Below are 18,173 nucleotides of genomic sequence, written 5' to 3' on the forward strand. Positions count from 1 at the left end.
GGAGAAAGACGTCGGGGAGTCTATCAGGCGTTTTGGTGTCTGTCGGCTCAGGACGTCTGCGCTGTACGATTCTGCTGGTCGCGCTGGGCCACCCAGTGTTCGATCAGCTCGCGCAGTTGCGACAGTTCCACCGGTTTGGCCATATGGCCGTCCATCCCGGCCTGACGGGCGCGTTCCTTGTGTTCGGCCAGGATGTGCGCGGTGAGCGCGACCACGGGGGTGCGGGTTCGCTGGTTACCCATTTCCCAGGCACGCAGTTGCTGGGTGGCGGAAAAGCCGTCGAGGATCGGCATTTCGCAGTCCATCAAGACCAGGTCGTACCGCTGCTCCTTCATGGCCTTGAGGGCTTCCTCGCCGTTGCTGGCGGTATCGGGTTGCAGGTTGAGCTTGCCGAGCATGCCACGGATGACCTTGGTGGAAATGCTGTTGTCTTCGGCCACCAGGATGCGGAAGTCGCTGGGCACTTTTACCGGAACGACAGGACCGGCGCCCATCGGAATGCTCGGCGCCTGGCCTTTGTTGCGCTGGTTGAGTTCGTCCGCCAGGGTGGTCTTGAGGGTATAGCCGGCCACCGGTTTGGCGAGGATGCGCTTGACCCCGCTGTTGCGTGCCACGACCTTGCTCGGCGCGTTGCTGATGCCGGTGAGCATGATCAACAGGATGTCGTGATTCAGGCTCGGGTCTTCCTTGATCTTGGCCGCCAGTTGCATGCCGGTCATGCCGGGCATGTTCTGGTCCAGCAACACCACGTCGAAGTAGTCCCGCAGGTGCGCCTTGGTGCGCAGCAGCGCCAGGGCTTCCTTGCCCGATGGTACGGCGCTGACGTTCAGGCCCCAGGCGCTGCATTGCTGCACGAGCACTTTGCGGCAAGTGTCATTGTCGTCGACGATCAACACCCGCGCCCCTTGCAGCGGACTGTCGAGGTCGGAAGTCGGATGTTCGAGGCGATCCGGGTCCAGGGGCAAGGTCAGCCACAAGGTACTGCCCTGGTTGCTGCCGCTTTTGATGCCGAACTCGCCGTGCATCAGCATGATCAATTGACGGGCGATGACCAGGCCTAGGTTGCCGCCCAGGCGGGTGGCCGAGAGGAAGTTCTTGCTGTGCAATTCGGCATGCATCAGCGTGTCGCGCTCTTCGGCGTCCATGGGTGTTCCGCTGTCCTGCACCGCGATGCGCAGGCGCGGCTGATTGCTGCGCTCGTCCAGCGCCACGACGATCAACACTTCGCCCTCGTCGGTTTTTTTCAGGGCGTTTTCCAGCAGGCTCAGTAGCGCCTGGCGCAACCGTGTCGGGTCACCGCTGATCACTCGCGGCACCTGGGGCTGGATAAAGCTGATCAATTCGACATTCTGCTGTTCGGCCTTGGCGCGGAAGATACTCAGGCAGTCCTCGATCAGCGCATTGAGGTCGAACTGCACGTCGTCCAGTTCGATCTGCCCGGACTCCAGTCGGGAAATGTCGAGGATTTCGTTGATCAGGGTCAGCAGTTCGTTGCCGGCGCTGTGGATCGTCTGCACGTAATCGCGCTGCTTGACCGACAGCGGCGTGCCCAGCAGCAGTTCGGTCATGCCCAGTACGCCGTTCATCGGCGTACGGATTTCGTGGCTGATCTTGGCCAGGAACTCGGCCTTGGCATTGATCTCGGCATTGCTCGCCGCCAGGTCGCGGCTGATGCTGAAACGGCTCTCGTTGATCGAGCGCTGGCGCTCACCCAGGGCGACACTCATCAGCAGTCCGCTGACGCAGATGAACCCCAGCAGGGTGATGATCAGGCCCTGGGGAGCGACTTCCGTCAGCCCTTGCAGGGCCGGCAGGATGATCAGCGTGCCCAGGTTGAAAACCACCATGGCGGCGACAAACAGCCGTGCCGGGCGATAGCCCTTTTGCCAGTGCCAGGCGCTGACAAACAGCATGCTCAGGCCGGCCAGCGCGACCAGGGCATAGGTCATGATATTGAGCGGCAGTGTGTTCACGAACAGCAGCAGCAGACTGCAGAGCGTGATGAACACGATGTCTCCCAGCAGCAGCCGGTTCAACGGGTGCGGCCCCAGGGGGGCGAAGAAGCGGTAGGCGAACATCAGGCCGCAGGGCGCGGTCAGCAGCAGGGCCAGATAGGCCCCCGGCGTCTGAATGGCCGGCCAGTCGGGCAGCCAGGCTCCAGCCAGGTTCAATAGCAGCACCAGGCTGAGCATCAACAACCCTTCACAGGCCGCCAGCCACAGGCAACTGCGTGAGCGGGTATAGGCGTAGCGGGTCAGGTTGTGCAGGATCAGCATCGCGATGCAGCCGAACAGCAACCCGTAGATCAGCGTCTGGTTCTGGTTGGCCGCCGCCTGAATCGCCGTTTCCAGGGTGACATAGGGCCGCAGTTCGTGCCGGGACGCCAGGCGCAGGTAGACGTCCAGCTGTTTGTCGCTGCGCGGCAGGGCCAGCATGTAATCGCTGCTGGGCAGGGGTTGTTCGATACGGGGCAGGGCATCGCCGCCGACCTGTTGGTCCACCAGGGTATCGCCGTCCAGCACATAGAGGTTCAGGCGAGACAGGTCGGGTGCAAAGATACGCAGTATTTGTTCATGTGGGTCGGGGGCCAGCCGGAAACGCAACCACAATGCCCCACCCGGCTCGGCGGCCTTCAGGCGGTCCAGGTCGATGGGGCTGAATTGATTGGTGTAGCGGGCAGAACGGATGTCGCTCAGCTTCAGGTCGCCCTGTTCGTCGAGCAATACCGCCCAGCCACTGCCTGGCGCGGCCTGAGCCGGGAGCGTGCAGAGCAGTGTCAGCAGGGTGACGGTTAAACCTATGGCAATCCTGAGCCAGCGCACGGCGAAATCCCTTCGTAGGTTGATGCCAGATTATAACTATGCGCGGCGCCGGAGCAGACAGGCAAGGGCCATGGGCGCTTGCCGGTCTGAATGGCCGGGTTATTCCAGATTTTCGCCACGCTCGCGGGCAATGGCACGGTAGCCAATGTCCTTGCGGTAGAAACAGCCTTCCCAGTCGATCTCGGCGGCAAGCTTGTAGGCCTGCTGCTGAGCCGCGTCGACACTGGACCCCATGGCGGTGGCGCAAAGTACGCGACCGCCGGCGGTGACCACCTGGCCATCCTTCAGCGCGGTCCCCGCATGGAAAACCTTGCCTTCAAGCCCGGCTGCAGCCTCCAGGCCTTGTATCGCATTACCTTTAGCGTAGTCGCCCGGATAACCCCCGGCTGCCAGTACCACACCGACGCTCGGACGCGGATCCCACTGGGCTTCGACCTTGTCCAGAGCCTGGGCCAGGGCCGCTTCGACCAGCAGCACCAGGCTCGATTGCAGGCGCAGCATCACCGGCTGGGTCTCAGGATCGCCGAAACGGCAGTTGAATTCGATGACTTTTGGGTTACCAGCCTTGTCGATCATCAGGCCGGCATACAGGAAGCCGGTGTAGACGTTGCCTTCCTCGGCCATGCCGCGCACGGTCGGCCAGATGACCTGGTCCATGACCCGCTGATGGACCTCGGTAGTGACCACCGGGGCAGGGGAGTAGGCACCCATGCCACCGGTGTTCGGGCCGCTGTCGCCATCGCCAACACGTTTGTGGTCCTGGCTGGTGGCCATTGGCAGGACGTTCTTGCCATCGACCATGACGATGAAGCTGGCTTCTTCGCCGTCGAGGAACTCTTCGATCACCACCCGCGAACCGGCGTCCCCGAAGGCATTGCCGGCCAGCATGTCGCGCACGGCGTCTTCGGCTTCGGCCAGGGTCATGGCTACGATCACGCCTTTACCGGCGGCCAGACCGTCGGCCTTGATCACGATCGGCGCGCCTTTTTCGCGCAGGTAAGCCAGGGCCGGATCGATCTCGGTGAAGTTTTGGTAGTCGGCGGTCGGAATCTTGTGACGTGCCAGGAAATCCTTGGTGAAGGCTTTCGAGCCTTCCAGCTGTGCGGCGCCGGACGTCGGGCCGAAGCAGTCCAGGCCACGGGAACGGAACAGGTCGACCACGCCGGCGACCAGCGGCACTTCCGGGCCGACGATGGTCAGTGAGACGTTCTTCTCGGCGAAGTCGGCCAGTTGTTCCAGGGCCAGCACGTCGATGGCGACGTTTTCGCATTTGGCTTCGATGGCGGTACCGGCATTGCCCGGTGCCACGAAAACCTTCTGCACACGCGGATCCTGAGCCACTTTCCAGGCCAGGGCGTGTTCACGGCCACCGCTGCCAATGATCAAAACATTCATTTCAAAAACCTCGGATGACGCTGATTCTGTTTGGAGCCTAGGGCGTTTTGCGCCATAGGAGGTCGCAATGAAGTCGGTAGATGCAAGGCGGAGTCGACCTTGATGAGCGGAGTTGCCTTTTGGCAATGAGCATCATCGAGGTCGGCTCCAACGCAGCAGATGCCGGCTTCAGTGCGGCCGTTGTCTTGTTAGTGACGGAAGTGGCGCATGCCGGTGAATACCATGGCGATGCCGGCTTCATCAGCCGCCGCAATCACTTCAGCGTCACGCATCGAACCACCCGGCTGGATCACCGCAGTGATGCCGACCTTGGCCGCGTTGTCGATGCCGTCGCGGAACGGGAAGAACGCATCGGAGGCCATGACCGCGCCCTGTACCTGCAAACCGGCGTGTTCAGCCTTGATCGCGGCGATGCGGGCCGAGTTCACGCGGCTCATCTGGCCGGCGCCGACGCCGATGGTCTGGCGGTTCTTGGCGTAGACAATGGCGTTGGACTTGACGTACTTGGCGACTTTCCAGGCGAAGATCAAATCGTTGATTTCCTGCTCGCTTGGGGCGCGCTTGGTCACCACTTTCAAATCTTCGCTGCCGATCATGCCGATGTCGCGACTTTGTACCAGCAGGCCGCCGTTGACACGCTTGTAGTCCCAGGCCGGCGCGCGGTCGGCCGACCATTGGCCGCAGGCCAGCAGGCGCACGTTGGCCTTGGCGGCGACGATGGCACGGGCTTCTTCGCTGACCGAAGGGGCGATGATCACTTCGACGAACTGACGCTCGACGATGGCCTTGGCGGTTTCGGCGTCCAGTTCACGGTTGAAGGCGATGATGCCGCCGAAGGCCGATTCGGTGTCGGTGGCGTAGGCCAGTTCGTAGGCTTGGCGGATGCCGCCCTCGGCGTCCGGGCTGACGGCCACGCCGCACGGGTTGGCGTGCTTGACGATCACGCAGGCGGGCTTGACGAAGCTCTTGACGCATTCCAGCGCCGCATCGGTGTCGGCCACGTTGTTGAACGACAGTTCCTTGCCTTGCAACTGGGTGGCGGTGGCGATACCGACTTCGGCCGGCTTGGCTTCCACGTAGAACGCCGCGCTCTGGTGCGGGTTCTCGCCGTAGCGCATTTCCTGAGCCTTGATGAACTGGGTGTTGAAGGTGCGTGGGAATTCGCTGCGGCCTTCGGTCGACAGGGTTTCAGCGGCCTGGTTCACGGTGCCCATGTAGTTGGCGATCATGCCGTCGTAGGCGGCGGTGTGTTCAAAGGCCTTGAGCATCAGGTCGAAACGCTGGGCGTAGGTCAGGCCACCGGCCTTGAGGTTTTCCAGCACGCTGGCGTAGTCACTGGCGTTGACCACGATGGCCACGTCTTTGTGGTTCTTGGCCGCCGAGCGGACCATGGTCGGGCCGCCGATGTCGATGTTTTCAATGGCGGTCGGCAGGTCGCAACCTGGCTTGTTGATGGTGGCTTCGAACGGGTAGAGGTTGACGGCCACCAGGTCGATCGGCTTGATGCCGTGCTCGTTCATGATGGCGTCGTCGATGCCGCGACGACCCAGGATCCCGCCGTGGATCTTCGGGTGCAGGGTCTTGACCCGACCGTCCATCATTTCCGCAAAACCGGTGTAGTCCGCGACTTCCACTGCGGCGACGCCGTTGTCCTGCAGCAGCTTGAAGGTCCCGCCGGTGGAGAGGATCTCGACACCCAACTGTTGCAGTTCGCGGGCAAATTCGAGGATCCCGGTCTTGTCGGAGACGCTGATCAAGGCGCGGCGGATCGGCAGGCGGGTGGTCTGGTCGGTCATTTCAATTTCCATCAAAAGCAAGGGAAGTCAGCAAAAAAGGCGACCGTTTTTTACGCGGGCGCCTTTCTGGTTTGATTGAATGCTTACAGCAGATCGTACTGCTTGAGTTTCTTGCGCAGGGTGCCGCGGTTCAGGCCCAGCAGCTCACTGGCCTTGGTCTGGTTGCCCTTGACGTAGTTCATCACGCTCTCGAGCAGAGGTGCCTCGACTTCCGAAAGCACCAGGTTGTACACATCCGTGACGGCAGCGCCCTCAAGGTGGGCGAAATAATTGTGCAGCGCCTTCTCGACACTCCCGCGAAGGGTCTGACCTTCTTCGCTGGGCGTATTGAGGTGCTGTTTCAAATTTACGTTGTCGCTCACGGGTGTTATTCCACTCACTAAAGTCTCGGTCATCATCGTCATGCGGCCACCCCTTCGTCCCCTGTCAGGCTCTTGTAACGCTCAGCGAAGAACGCCTGAACGTCGGCGCATTGTGCTTGCGTACCATCCAAACGATTGAAACGGGCGCGAAACTCCCTGGCGCCCGGCAGGGTTGCGAGATACCAGCCCACATGCTTGCGAGCGATGCGTACACCCATGACTTCTCCGTAGAAGGCATGCAGCGCGGCCAGATGCTCTAGCAGAATACGTTCCACCTCGGACAGTTGCGGCGCAGCGAGCTTTTCGCCGGTGCGCAGGAAGTGTTCGATTTCACGAAAAATCCATGGCCGCCCCTGGGCAGCCCGGCCGATCAACAACCCGTCGGCACCCGTCGCGTCCAGCACGTACCGGGCCTTTTCGGGCGAGTCGACATCGCCGTTGGCAAAGACCGGCATCGACACCGCCTGCTTGATCGCGGCAATGGTGTCGTACTCGGCCTCGCCGGTGTACAGGTCGGCACGGGTGCGGCCATGCACCGCCAACGCCGTGATGCCTGCCTGTTCGGCGATCTTGGCCACCGTCAGGCCGTTCTTGTTCTCCCGGTCCCACCCGGTGCGGATCTTCAGGGTCACCGGCACATCGACTGCGGCGACGACCGCCTGCAGGATCTCGGTGACCAGCGCTTCATCCTTCAACAGTGCCGAGCCTGCAGCCTTGTTGCAGACCTTCTTCGCCGGACAGCCCATGTTGATGTCGATGATCTGTGCGCCCAGCTCGACATTGGCCCGGGCCGCCTGCGCCAGCATCTGGGCATCGCCACCGGCGATCTGCACCGAGCGGGGCTCGGGATCGCCTTCGTGGATCATGCGCAGACGCGATTTGCGGGTGTTCCACAAACTCATGTCGCTGCTGACCATTTCCGAAACTACAAGCCCGGCGCCCAGTCGCTTGCACAGCTGACGAAAGGGCTGGTCGGTGACGCCCGCCATTGGGGCGAGAACCAGGCCGTTCTGTAATGTATATGGGCCGATGCGTACCGCCGACATAGGACTTCCCTGAAGTGGGGCCGGATCATGAGACTTCGAAAAAGGGTTGGCATGATACCCGCTCTCGATGACTGGATAAAGGTCGAATTGGATAAAATCTGAACAGCTATTTTGTTATCGCCAGCGGTTTGGTTCGGGTGCGCTGAGTCAGAAAGCTGCCGCCAATCGCCCGGCCCTGGTGTGCATCACTCTGGTGAATGAAAGCTCAGGCTGTAGTTCACCGCTTTAGGTCCCGGGTCGAGGATATCCAGGGCAATATGAATGGGCGTCTGCGGCGGCATTTCCCCCAGGCCTTCGACATCGCCGCCCAGATATTCACCGGGCTTGAAACGGCGACTGGCGATCAGATGCCCGTTGAGGTCGGCGAAACGCAGCTCCAGCAGCGGGAAAGGCTGGGAGAACGGCGCACGGTTGTAGATGATTGCGTCCACCACCAGGGCGCCGCTGAACTCCGGATGGCTGCGCACCACCAGGTTGCTGCTTTTGATTTTGCCGATGTCGACCTTGGACGGCACGTCGCAGCCGATGGTCGGGCAAATCTGCAGGAACCACGGGCGATACTGATCCTGACGGGCCAGTTCTTCGAAGTGGTAGGCGATGTACTGGCCGGCCAGGGCCGCGGCGGCGAACAGGATCAACAGGCCCCACAGCAAACGCCGGCCCCAGGGCGAGCGACGCTTGCGCCAGTCCAGTTGCAGCGGATCGTCATCCAGGTCCTGAAGGGCCTCGGCGCGTAATCCGGGTTCATGGCGCTCGCGTGCCTTGCGCGTCGGCACCGCTTGCAACGGTGCTTCGTCGTGATCATCGTGATCATCGCTGGCAGACAGACTTTCCAGGTGTTCGTGGGGCTCGTCGTCCGGCTCCAGGCGTAGCGGGGTGACCGGCTCGTCGTCCGGTTCCAGCGGTTCCAGGGTCAGGGGCAAGGACGGTTCGGTGCGCGGTGGGCGGGCCGGTTCATGGGGCTCGAACGGTTCGACCGGGGTTTGTAGGGCCGTTTCGTCGCGCTCGCTGGCGGATTCGCTGTACAGGCTGTCGGACCAAGGCTCCTGATCGTTCGAGAGCGGGTCGCGTTGCGCGCTCAGGTTGTCTTCACGACGTCGGCCGAAGGTATCCGGCGCACGCTTGTCACGCCGCTCCAGTCGAGCCAGTTCCTTGTCCAGATCATCGAGGTCCAGCTCGGCGGCGGTCCATTGCTTCTGGCTGATCGCACGGGGCGGGGATTCGGCGGCGGGCGTCTTGATTGGCGGTGCCAGGGGCGTGACGGTTTCCTTGGCAGTATGCTGTTCCAGCAATTGCCGTGCGGCATTGAACACTTGCAGGCACGAGCCACAGCGAACCACCCCGCGGGCCACGCTCAATTGAGTATGGCTGACGCGAAAACTGGTGTGGCAATGCGGGCACTGGGTGACGAAACTGTCAGTCATGCGGCAATCCGGTTGATACAGGCGGCCATTCTAGCGCCGACGACCGGTGATGCGCACCCAGCCATCGCGATTGGCGATGGGGTCCAGATCAAAGTCCGCGGCATAGGCCGCAGCGACTTCTTCACCCTGTTCGGCCAGGATGCCCGACAGCGCCAGGCGTCCGCCCGGCTTGACCAGGCTCGACAACTGCGGCGCCAGGGACACCAGCGGACCGGCCAGGATGTTGGCCACCAGTACGTCGGCCTGAACCTGTGGCAGGTCTTGCGGCAAGTACAGGGGGAACAGCTCTGGGGCAATGTTGTTGCGCCCGGCGTTGTCGCGGGAGGCTTCCAGGGCCTGGACGTCGATGTCAGTGCCGACCGCTTCCTTGGCGCCCAACAGCAGCGCGGCAATGGCCAGGATCCCCGAGCCGCAGCCGAAGTCGAGCACGTTACAGTCTTTAAGGTCCTGGCCGTCGAGCCATTCCAGGCACAGCGCGGTGGTCGGGTGCGTGCCAGTGCCGAACGCCAGCCCTGGGTCCAGCAGCAGGTTCACCGCATCCGGCTGCGGCGCGGCATGCCAGCTCGGCACGATCCACAGGCGCTGACCGAAGCGCATCGGCTGGAAGTTATCCATCCAGCTGCGTTCCCAATCCTGGTCTTCGATCACTTCGCTGTGATGCTCGGGCAACGGGCTGCCGGTGAGCAGCTCCAGATGTGCCAGCACGCTGGCCGGCTCGGTGCCACCTTCGAAAAGGGCCAGCAGGTGAGTGTGGGACCATAACGGCGTGGTATTGAGTTCCGGCTCGAAGATCGGCTGGTCTTCGGCGTCCATGAAGGTTACCGATACGGCGCCTACTTCAAGAAGCGCGTCTTCGTAGGTTTCGGCTTGTTCCGGGCTGATGGCCAGACGTACTTGCAGCCAAGGCATGGCGGGCACCTTTGGAAAAAAATCTACAGGAGGCAGCGCGGGGCTGCAAAGGCGCGCAGTGTACGCCAGGTCGCCATCAAAGTGGATAAGCGAGTCTCGTGCCGCCGGCGTGGTGTTTCGATATATATATGTATGACATGGGGGCAATGCAGGACGGATAAGGTGCGGGTCCACACAACAGGGAGGAATGTGATGGACAACACTGCCGAACGGCACAGCAACACGAGCGGCGCGGGGACGGTCTCTTCCCCGCAGGCGGAAACAGCACAAGTCATTCTGGAGAAGTTGGCACGTTGGCAGGCGGCTATCGACCAGCGATTACACGCTCAGATGCCCTTGCTGGAGGTGCTGGAAGAGTACCTGCTGGTCCAACTGCGCACCCATTATTACCAGGGCAACATCGATCCATACTTCATCGGCACCCTGCTCGATGCGGTGCTGCAACGGATGATCGACCAGACGCCGGTGGCTTTTGATGAAGAACAGGATGCTCCTTATCGCTGGCCCGGCGGGACTGATCCGGGGTTTGCGGCTGAGCGTCGGGAAGTCATCGTGCAGGTGGTGGAAGCAAGCGCTGCGGGCTTTACCCATCACTACAAAGACTATCTGCAACGTCACTGGCGCATGGCCGGGAGCGACGCCTCTCTTGAGGAGGTGGTCAAGCACAGGCTCGCTGAATACCTGGCCCGGATCGATAGGATTTTCCAGCCGGAGCAACTGGCGGGGGTGGACGTCGATGAGCTGAGGGAGAAGCTTGAAAACCTTCAGGCGCACTGGCGTCTCACAAACCAGATCACCTCGTTGGCAACCGCTCAGGAACGGCGGAGTCTTCAGGCAATCGCTGGGGGGCAATTGCCTGGCTGGCTGAAGGCGCTGAGTGAAGTCGAGCGTAAACAGTTGAAGGCTTTTGAGGCACGGACCTCGCAGGCGCAGGCGCTGGTGGATGAGCTGCTCGACGGCCTGGGCTCGCTGCAGGCGTTTGCCCGGCGGCTGGCCAGGGACTATGTCAGGCGTGAACTGGACATGGAAGTCGAGCCTGACGGCATTCGAGTGCAGTTGCAGTGGCGAGGGATCATTGACCAGCCGGTGCAGACCCATAGCCTGAGCGAATTGCTGGCGGCAGGTCCGATAAGATCGGACGCTATATCGGTGTTCCTGGTGGAAAATGGCGCCATGCTGCGCAACCAGCCTCTTTCGCCGGCGTTCATTACCCAACTGCTGGCAGACGTGGATGCCCCCGCTGGGTATGGGGCAGCATTGGTCAGCCAATATGGCCGGGCAGACCTGAAGGACGCCATGCTCGATTGGTTCGTGGCGCGCCTGGAGCAAAGCGCGTTCGTAGCACGTTGTGCGGGCCATTTGAAGGTGAGCCATCACGAGGCGCTCAAAACCTTATGGGCAAACGAGACGTCGGCGCAATCGGCCAGTGCCTGGCGTGTGGCCTGCCTTGCGCTTCCAAACGCACTGAAGTGTTCCGATCTTCTGTTGTTCTACCGCGAGGACCGGTCGGGCGAGGTCAGTGATCTGTTGTTGTACGCCCCCGGCAAGCCAGATGGGCAGGAGTGGATCGAGTTGCCCTCGCTTCGGTCCGTGAATGCAGAGATAGGCGCCTGGATTGAAAGCGAAGCGGGTCGCGAATACCTGTTGCAACAACTCTCTGCAGCCGGGCGTGATGTGGCTCGGGAGTACTTTGCCGGCGTGGCGGACAAGCCGACGGCATGGGATCTGAACAAAGACCTCAGGAGCACTGCGATGGCCTTCAAAGCCTGCCTTGAGGCGTCTGTTGCAATGGGCCTGGCCAACAACCTGGCGCAGGTGGAGCAGGACGAATCGCCCCAGTGGTACGCGGCCCTGCCGCTTGACTCCCGACGTATCATCAGCAGCTTGAGCCAGGAGCTCCTGGTTCATCAGCAGGTCTTCAACGAGCAGATCGCCGGCTATGAGGTCTTTGTGGACTTCGCCAAACGTACCGTCACCCAAGCCATCGCACCGTACATGCGTAGCAAGGGGGTGCAGGAACCGGTCGATCCTGCCACGGTGCTCATCGACTACACACCCGGGCTGGCGAGTGGCAAGACCCAGGTTGCCAGCTTGCTGGAGCTGGCCATCCATGGGTATGACGACAACTCGGGCATCGACAACCCCAGAAAAGGCGTGCGGTCATCGATCGGGCAGGACCTGGGGCAGGTTCGCAGTGCGGAGCTGGCGACCTACATCCGGCGGGCCTACGTGGGCGAGCAGTATGCGCGGCAGATCCGCGCCAGGTTCCTTGATGCCAGCGCTGCCGAATACACCAAGCGGCGCAATGCCTACCGCAACCTGTTGCTGACCCGGATGGATCGCGACCTGCGGATCGCGACGGGCAAGTCCTTGTTGAACGCCCGTGAGTTCTGGTGGCTCACCCGGCAAATCACGCTGCTGAGTGAGTCGACGCCGGTGACCGGCTCAGTGAGTTCGCAGGCAGTGGTGCAGCGCGAAGGTCTGATCCGGTTTACCGTCGGCGGTCATGTGGTATTGGGCGTCTATGTCTTTGCCTACTTTGATCCCAAAGGCGCCTATTGGCTGTACACGCCCGACGCTCCCGACGGCGTCACGTTTCGCCCATACCAGGACTTCCCCGGGGCGATCGCCGCACGCCTGCGTGATTACGTGCTGGAGCGGGTGGCCGTTGGTGCTCGTGCCGCGGTAAGGCGCTCGCTGACGGCTTTGGCGACCACGACCCGTGGCCTCGAAGTATTGCGCGAATTCAATCGGGTAATGGATATCTCGTCGCAGTTCGATGCCTACATCGAGCGCGCTGTCACGGACGTGGAAGATGTCACCCAGAGTCGTGGCGAGGTGATCAGGGATCAGGTGCTCAAGGGCCTGCTCTTCGCCTCCGCGCCGGTGTGCATGGTTTACCCGCCCTTTGCCCTGTTGCTGGATGCCGGCTTCATTGCCCTCAGTTCCAGGCAGGCGATCGAGGCGCATGGGCAGGGCGACACCGATCGGGCCCTCGGCCATTGGCTGCAAGCGACCTGGGGCGCGTTGTTCGGCATGCTTGGGGCAATGAGCATGACCCGGCTGCTCGGTCAGGCTGTCAGGAGTCTGAAGCTTGCCGTAAGGCCCATGTCCTTGGCCGCTCAGCGCTTGAGGCAGGTGACATCAGTCGCTGCCAGGGAGAGCGGGCCGCTGATCCAGCCTATCCGTTTCGATCCGAAACAGGCGGTCAGGGAAACGCCGAAGAATTTGCAGCAGGTGACCGAGGGGGCTTTCAAAGGCACCTATCTCAGCCCGTCCAGCGCTACGCAGCCGCGAAATGCTTTCTACATACTCGACAAGGGCAGGTACTACCAGGTGAGGGGGAATATCTACTTCGATGGTCTGTGCCTGGTGGATGCCCGTTATCCCGGCGCCTTTTACAAACCGCCTGTGTACAGGATGGCGAATGGCAAGTGGGCGCGTAAACCCGTTGGAATGAGTGGCGGCAATGATGATGTGCGTAACCTTGGGCGAGTGAGCGATCTTCGCGAAGCGTTTCCCGGGCATGTCTTCCCGGACGTGGCGCGGGGCGCGTTGCAGGGCGAGGCGGTGGTCGCCAGGTTCAGCGAGACGGCGGCAGACAACTATCTGTTCTCCCTGAACGCCCAGACATGCGTGATCGCTTCGTTGTACAACCCGACCACCAAGGTCGGGGCGGTCATTCATTTCGATCACAACATCCGCGCACTGATCGAGCGCAGTGTTCGCGAAGTGAAGCAGCGTTTGGGAGGGGCAGCGAAGGATATTCGCGCCATTCTGGTGGGCGGCGATTGGCTGACAGGCGCTGATATTGGCGAGCCGGTCAGATCGGTGATGAGGCGCCAGGGGCTGCAGCCAACCTGGGATCACTGGTCGTATTCTTCCTGCTTCGGTAATACCTATGGTGTGTCGCTGGATCTGCGCACTGGGGTGACGTCGGTGTTCAAGACATCACAGAGTCAGGTTGAGCGCTACTACATACCGGTGCTGGCGAGGGCGAAACAGAGTTCCGACCCGGTGTCGGTGCGTGCGCGTGGGTTCATGACGCGCTTGCGTAGTGAGCCGTTGGTAGCCAATGCCAATGGTGGCGTTCGCACCCTGCAGGGCAGGGCGGCGACGAGGGCGCAGATCGAAGCACAGGCACTCCCTACGGTAGCGCTGAGCTGAGTCATTCGCCGCCATTGTGAAAGACAGGCAAAAAAAGACCCCGGCCAATGGACCGGGGTCTTTTTTACATCACTCGGGACATCAAGCCTGATCAGCCAGCTTGTGTTCCAGGTAATGGATGTTGACGCCACCTTTGCAGAAGCCTTCGTCGCGGACCAGGTCGCGGTGCAGCGGGATGTTGGTCTTGATCCCGTCCACCACGATTTCGTCCAGCGCATTGCGCATGCGCGCCATGGCTTCGTCACGGGTTGCGCCGTAGGTGATCAGCTTGCCGATCAACGAGTCATAGTTCGGCGGAACCGCATAACCGCTGTACAGGTGCGAGTCGACGCGAACGCCATTGCCGCCTGGAGCATGGAAATGCTTGACCGTGCCTGGGCTTGGCATGAAGGTTTTCGGGTCTTCGGCGTTGATCCGGCATTCCAGCGAGTGGCCGCGGATCACCACGTCATCCTGGGTGAACGACAGTTTGTTGCCGGCGGCGATGCTGAGCATCTCCTTGACGATGTCGATACCAGTGACCATTTCCGAAACCGGGTGCTCCACCTGAACACGGGTGTTCATTTCGATGAAGTAGAAACGACCGTTCTCGTAGAGGAACTCGAAGGTGCCGGCGCCGCGGTAGCCGATGTCGATGCAGGCCTTGACGCAGCGTGCCAGGACTTCCGCGCGAGCCTGCTCGTCGATGCCCGGTGCCGGTGCTTCTTCGAGGACCTTCTGGTGACGACGTTGCAGCGAGCAATCGCGGTCGCCCAGATGGATGGCCTGGCCCTGGCCGTCGGACAGCACCTGGACTTCGACGTGACGCGGGTTGGTCAGGAACTTTTCCAGATAGACCATCGGGTTGCCGAACGCCGCGCCCGCTTCGGAGCGGGTCAGTTTCGCCGAGGAAATCAGGTCTTCTTCCTTGTGTACCACACGCATGCCGCGACCACCGCCACCACCGGCAGCCTTGATGATCACCGGATAGCCGACTTCGCGGCCAATGCGCAGGGCGGTTTCTTCGTCTTCAGGCAGCGGGCCGTCGGAACCTGGAACGGTAGGTACGCCGGCGGCGATCATGGCATGCTTGGCCGATACCTTGTCGCCCATCAGGCGGATGGTGTCGGCTTTCGGACCAATGAAGGCAAAACCGGAGTTTTCGACCTGTTCGGCGAAGTCGGCGTTTTCCGCCAGGAAACCGTAGCCAGGGTGAATGGCGGTGGCGCCGGTCACTTCAGCGGCGGCGATGATCGCCGGGATGTGCAGGTAAGAGTGCGCAGCCGACGCCGGACCGATGCAGACGGATTCGTCCGCCAGGCCCAGGTGCATCAGTTCTTTGTCGGCCTTGGAGTAAACGGCGACGGTCTTGATGCCCATCTCTTTGCAGGCACGCAGAATCCGCAGGGCGATCTCACCGCGGTTAGCGATCAGAACTTTTTCCAACTTCGCAGTCATCAAAGGCTCTCCGCGGTTCAAACGATGGTGAACAGCGGTTGGTCGTACTCAACCGGCTGGCCGTCTTCAACGAGGATGGATTCGATCACACCGCTGGTTTCAGCTTCGATGTGGTTCATCATCTTCATGGCTTCGACGATGCACAGGGTGTCGCCTTTCTTCACGGTCTGGCCGACTTCAACGAAGGACGGCGAGGACGGGGAAGACTTGCGATAGAACGTGCCTACCATTGGCGAACGGGCAACGGTGCCGTTGAGCGTTGGCGCGGCAGGTGCTGCTGGAGCGGCGGCAACTGGCGCTGCTGCCGGAGCAGGCGCGGCGGCTGGGGCCTGCATCGGTGCCGGCGCGTAGAACTGCTGGGCCGGGGTCTTGCTGTGACGGCTGATGCGTACGGACTCTTCGCCTTCCTTGATCTCGAGCTCGTCGATGCCGGACTCTTCCAGCAATTCGATCAGTTTCTTAACTTTACGGATATCCATGAATCATCAACTCCCAAGGGTCGGTCAGGGGCGTTTAACGCTTGTTGTTCAAGCTGTTGCCTGTTTTTCAAGCTGCTCTAGGGCGGCCTCCAGAGCCAGTCGGTAACCGCTGGCGCCAAGGCCGCAGATCACTCCCACCGCTACATCGGAGAAGTAGGAGTGATGGCGGAAAGGTTCGCGTTTGTGCACGTTGGACAAATGCACTTCGATGAATGGGATGCTCACTGCCAGCAGCGCGTCACGTAATGCGACGCTTGTGTGCGTAAAAGCAGCGGGATTGATCAAAATGAAGTCCACACCTTCGCCACGCGCGGCATGGATGCGGTCGATCAATTCATATTCGGCGTTGCTTTGCAGGTAGAGCAAATGATGGCCGGCATTGCGGGCCCGCTGTTCCAGGTCCTGGTTGATCTGGGCCAGTGTCACGGCCCCGTAGACGCCCGGTTCGCGGGTGCCCAGCAGGTTCAGGTTGGGTCCGTGCAGGACCAATAGGGTCGCCATCTGCTGTTCCTTGTTATCTATGAGCAGGTGTCAGAACCCGGCGACTATGCCGCAAAGCCTTTATGACTGTCCAGTTCTCTGCAATAGCCAGCACGATGACCGATGTTTGCGCGAAATTTGTGACCATGCTCCAAGATCCGGTCACCCGCCCCTAGGATGCCTGCGCTAAACCCTGTGGGAGCGAGCCTGCTCGCGATGGCGGCGATACATTCAACATTTCTGCAAGCTGACCCACTGCAATCGCGAGCAGGCTCGCTCCCACAGGGGGGCTGTGGTGAACATCAATGTTGGGAATAACCCGAAACCCGCGTGGGAGCGAGCTTGCTCGCGATGGCGGCGGCACATTCAGCACTGATGCAAGCTGACCCACCGCTATCGCGAGCAAGCCCGCTCCCACAGGGATCTGTGGTGAATATCAATGTTGGGAATAACCCGAAACCCGTGTGGGAGCGAGCCTGCTCGCGATGGCGGCGATAGATTCAATATTTCTGCAAGCTGACCCACTGCAAGCGCGAGCAGGCCCGCTCCCACAGGGGATCTGTGCTGCTTAAACCCGAAATGCCTGAACTGCCGTGTGCAAGCGCCCACCGAGCACCAGCAGGTTGTCGCCCTGTTCCCGCCCCTGACCAATGCGCAGCAGATTATCCCCACCCAGTTGATGAATCCGCTCACTGTGATCGCGGATTTCGCTGACGGCGCCGCTTTGTTGGGCGGTGACGTCGGCGATGCGCACTGCGGTTTCGGAAATGGTCTGGATGGCCCCGACGATTTTATCCAGTGCGCCGTCGGCCGCTTGTGCCTGGTTGGCGGTGGCTTCGGCGTGTTCGACCTGGGCGCGCATGCCGTCCACCGACTGGCGCGCGGCCAGTTGCAGGCGGGCGATCAGTTCCTGGATCTCGGCAGTGGCGCCCGCCGTGCGTTGGGCCAGGGAGCGGACTTCTTCGGCCACCACCGCGAAACCTCTTCCCATGTCTCCGGCGCGTGCGGCTTCGATGGCGGCGTTGAGGGCCAGCAGGTTGGTCTGATCGGCAATCGAGCGAATCACTGTCAGCACGCCGCCGATGGTGGCCGATTCCTCGGCCAGTTGTTCGATCATTTGTGCGTTGCCTTGCACTTCGCCCACCAGCGCATGCAGGCCGGTGAGGCTCAGGCCGATGACTTTCTGCCCTTGCTCCACAGCATGCCCGGCGCTACGGCTGGCGTCGGCGGCCTGGCTGGCGTCACCGGCCACTTGTTGAATGGTCGCTTCCAGTTCGCTGAGAGAGTCGCGGATCAGCGCCGTGTCACCGGCCTGGTGCTCGGCGCCGCTGTGCAATTCTCCACTCAGCTCGGCCAGTGCCCGGCTGCTGCCAGCGACCTGCTCGGCATTCAGGCGAATGGTGCCGACCAGATCCACCAGATACGCCCGCAAGCGATTGAGCGAGGCCTGGATGTCTTGTAACTCGCGGTTGCTGGCGCCCACATGAATGTCGCGGCTGAAATCCCCTTCGGCCCAAGTCGACAGGGCGGGTGCCAGATTCGTCAAAGTCCGGGCCAGGCGCCGCTGCAAGGTGTCGATGAGCAATGCGATCAGCAGGATCAGGCCGATCATCAATCCCTGAATCAGCCGAACTTCGCCCTGGATCTGGCCATGTTGGGCGCGAACCGCCGACTCCATGGCATCGATCGCCTGTTGCACATCGGCGATTTTCAAGTGCGTGGCGCTGCTCAGTTCTGTGCGCTTCTGGATCAATGCGCGAGTGCGCCCCAGTTCGGCAGGGTAGCGGCCGAGCAGGCTGTTGAGTTCGCGCTTGAGGGCGATGCCGGCGTCTTCGGCGACGGTTTCTTCCTGGGTC

At 61.6% G+C, this 18,173-nt stretch carries 11 protein-coding genes and 1 pseudogene; 1 reads left to right on the forward strand and 11 read right to left on the reverse strand.

Features of this window, described 5'->3' with window-relative positions; genetic code table 11:
- Window positions 1–47 precede the first annotated feature (47 nt).
- From AC3I65_RS02575 to prmA, 7 genes are all read right to left on the reverse strand, one after another.
- Window positions 48–2,822, reverse strand: a complete 2,775-nt coding sequence (locus AC3I65_RS02575; RefSeq protein ID WP_076382840.1) for a hybrid sensor histidine kinase/response regulator — start codon at window positions 2,820–2,822, stop codon at window positions 48–50.
- 99 nt (window positions 2,823–2,921) lie between these two features.
- Window positions 2,922–4,217: a phosphoribosylamine--glycine ligase gene (gene purD / locus AC3I65_RS02580; protein ID WP_047227384.1), complete on the reverse strand. Its 1,296-nt coding sequence runs from the start codon at window positions 4,215–4,217 to the stop codon at window positions 2,922–2,924.
- A gap of 188 nt (window positions 4,218–4,405) precedes the next feature.
- Window positions 4,406–6,013 (reverse strand): bifunctional phosphoribosylaminoimidazolecarboxamide formyltransferase/IMP cyclohydrolase, encoded by a 1,608-nt coding sequence (gene purH / locus AC3I65_RS02585; protein WP_047227385.1) that lies wholly within the window; start codon window positions 6,011–6,013, stop codon window positions 4,406–4,408.
- 83 nt (window positions 6,014–6,096) lie between these two features.
- Window positions 6,097–6,417, reverse strand: a complete 321-nt coding sequence (gene fis / locus AC3I65_RS02590; protein WP_025211617.1) for a DNA-binding transcriptional regulator Fis — start codon at window positions 6,415–6,417, stop codon at window positions 6,097–6,099.
- Window positions 6,414–7,421 carry a tRNA dihydrouridine synthase DusB gene (gene dusB, locus AC3I65_RS02595; protein ID WP_047227386.1) on the reverse strand — a complete coding sequence of 336 codons (1,008 nt, stop codon included), beginning with the start codon at window positions 7,419–7,421 and terminating at the stop codon, window positions 6,414–6,416. The genes fis and dusB overlap by 4 nt, the downstream gene beginning before the upstream one ends.
- Window positions 7,422–7,606: 185 nt before the next feature.
- Complete coding sequence (locus tag AC3I65_RS02600) at window positions 7,607–8,845, reverse strand: DUF3426 domain-containing protein (protein WP_107321479.1); 1,239 nt, start codon at window positions 8,843–8,845, stop codon at window positions 7,607–7,609.
- Between the two features lie 30 nt (window positions 8,846–8,875).
- A complete protein-coding gene (prmA, locus tag AC3I65_RS02605) occupies window positions 8,876–9,754 on the reverse strand; it encodes a 50S ribosomal protein L11 methyltransferase (RefSeq protein WP_488523437.1) in 879 nt (292 codons plus the stop codon).
- Window positions 9,755–9,946: 192 nt separating this feature from the next.
- Between prmA and AC3I65_RS02610 the strand changes: the two genes are divergently transcribed.
- Entirely contained in the window at window positions 9,947–13,921 is a 3,975-nt protein-coding gene (locus tag AC3I65_RS02610; protein ID WP_488523438.1) for a type III effector 1, read from the forward strand.
- An 81-nt stretch (window positions 13,922–14,002) separates the two neighbouring features.
- Here AC3I65_RS02610 and accC read toward each other — a convergent pair whose 3' ends face one another.
- The 4 genes and pseudogenes from accC to AC3I65_RS02630 form a co-directional block, all read right to left on the reverse strand.
- Entirely contained in the window at window positions 14,003–15,358 is a 1,356-nt protein-coding gene (gene accC, locus AC3I65_RS02615; RefSeq protein ID WP_047227390.1) for an acetyl-CoA carboxylase biotin carboxylase subunit, read from the reverse strand.
- A 17-nt stretch (window positions 15,359–15,375) separates the two neighbouring features.
- Entirely contained in the window at window positions 15,376–15,837 is a 462-nt protein-coding gene (gene accB / locus AC3I65_RS02620) for an acetyl-CoA carboxylase biotin carboxyl carrier protein (RefSeq protein ID WP_047227391.1), read from the reverse strand.
- A 48-nt stretch (window positions 15,838–15,885) separates the two neighbouring features.
- Entirely contained in the window at window positions 15,886–16,338 is a 453-nt protein-coding gene (gene aroQ / locus AC3I65_RS02625; protein ID WP_018605716.1) for a type II 3-dehydroquinate dehydratase, read from the reverse strand.
- A gap of 547 nt (window positions 16,339–16,885) precedes the next feature.
- A pseudogene (locus tag AC3I65_RS02630) lies at window positions 16,886–17,392 on the reverse strand (methyl-accepting chemotaxis protein); the annotation flags it as partial.
- Window positions 17,393–18,173 lie beyond the last annotated feature (781 nt).

The sequence above is a fragment of the Pseudomonas sp. N-1-13 genome, from assembly GCF_057787095.1.

Excerpts from the sequence above, each read along its gene's own strand:
- purD (WP_047227384.1), bottom strand. The coding sequence starts at position 4,217 with ATGAATGTTTTGATCATTGGCAGCGGTGGCCGTGAACACGCCCTGGCC.
- purH (WP_047227385.1), bottom strand. The coding sequence starts at position 6,013 with ATGACCGACCAGACCACCCGCCTGCCGATCCGCCGCGCCTTGATCAGC.
- fis (WP_025211617.1), bottom strand. The coding sequence starts at position 6,417 with ATGACGATGATGACCGAGACTTTAGTGAGTGGAATAACACCCGTGAGC.
- dusB (WP_047227386.1), bottom strand. The coding sequence starts at position 7,421 with ATGTCGGCGGTACGCATCGGCCCATATACATTACAGAACGGCCTGGTT.
- AC3I65_RS02600 (WP_107321479.1), bottom strand. The coding sequence starts at position 8,845 with ATGACTGACAGTTTCGTCACCCAGTGCCCGCATTGCCACACCAGTTTT.
- prmA (WP_488523437.1), bottom strand. The coding sequence starts at position 9,754 with ATGCCTTGGCTGCAAGTACGTCTGGCCATCAGCCCGGAACAAGCCGAA.
- AC3I65_RS02610 (WP_488523438.1), top strand. The coding sequence starts at position 9,947 with ATGGACAACACTGCCGAACGGCACAGCAACACGAGCGGCGCGGGGACG.
- accC (WP_047227390.1), bottom strand. The coding sequence starts at position 15,358 with ATGACTGCGAAGTTGGAAAAAGTTCTGATCGCTAACCGCGGTGAGATC.
- accB (WP_047227391.1), bottom strand. The coding sequence starts at position 15,837 with ATGGATATCCGTAAAGTTAAGAAACTGATCGAATTGCTGGAAGAGTCC.
- aroQ (WP_018605716.1), bottom strand. The coding sequence starts at position 16,338 with ATGGCGACCCTATTGGTCCTGCACGGACCCAACCTGAACCTGCTGGGC.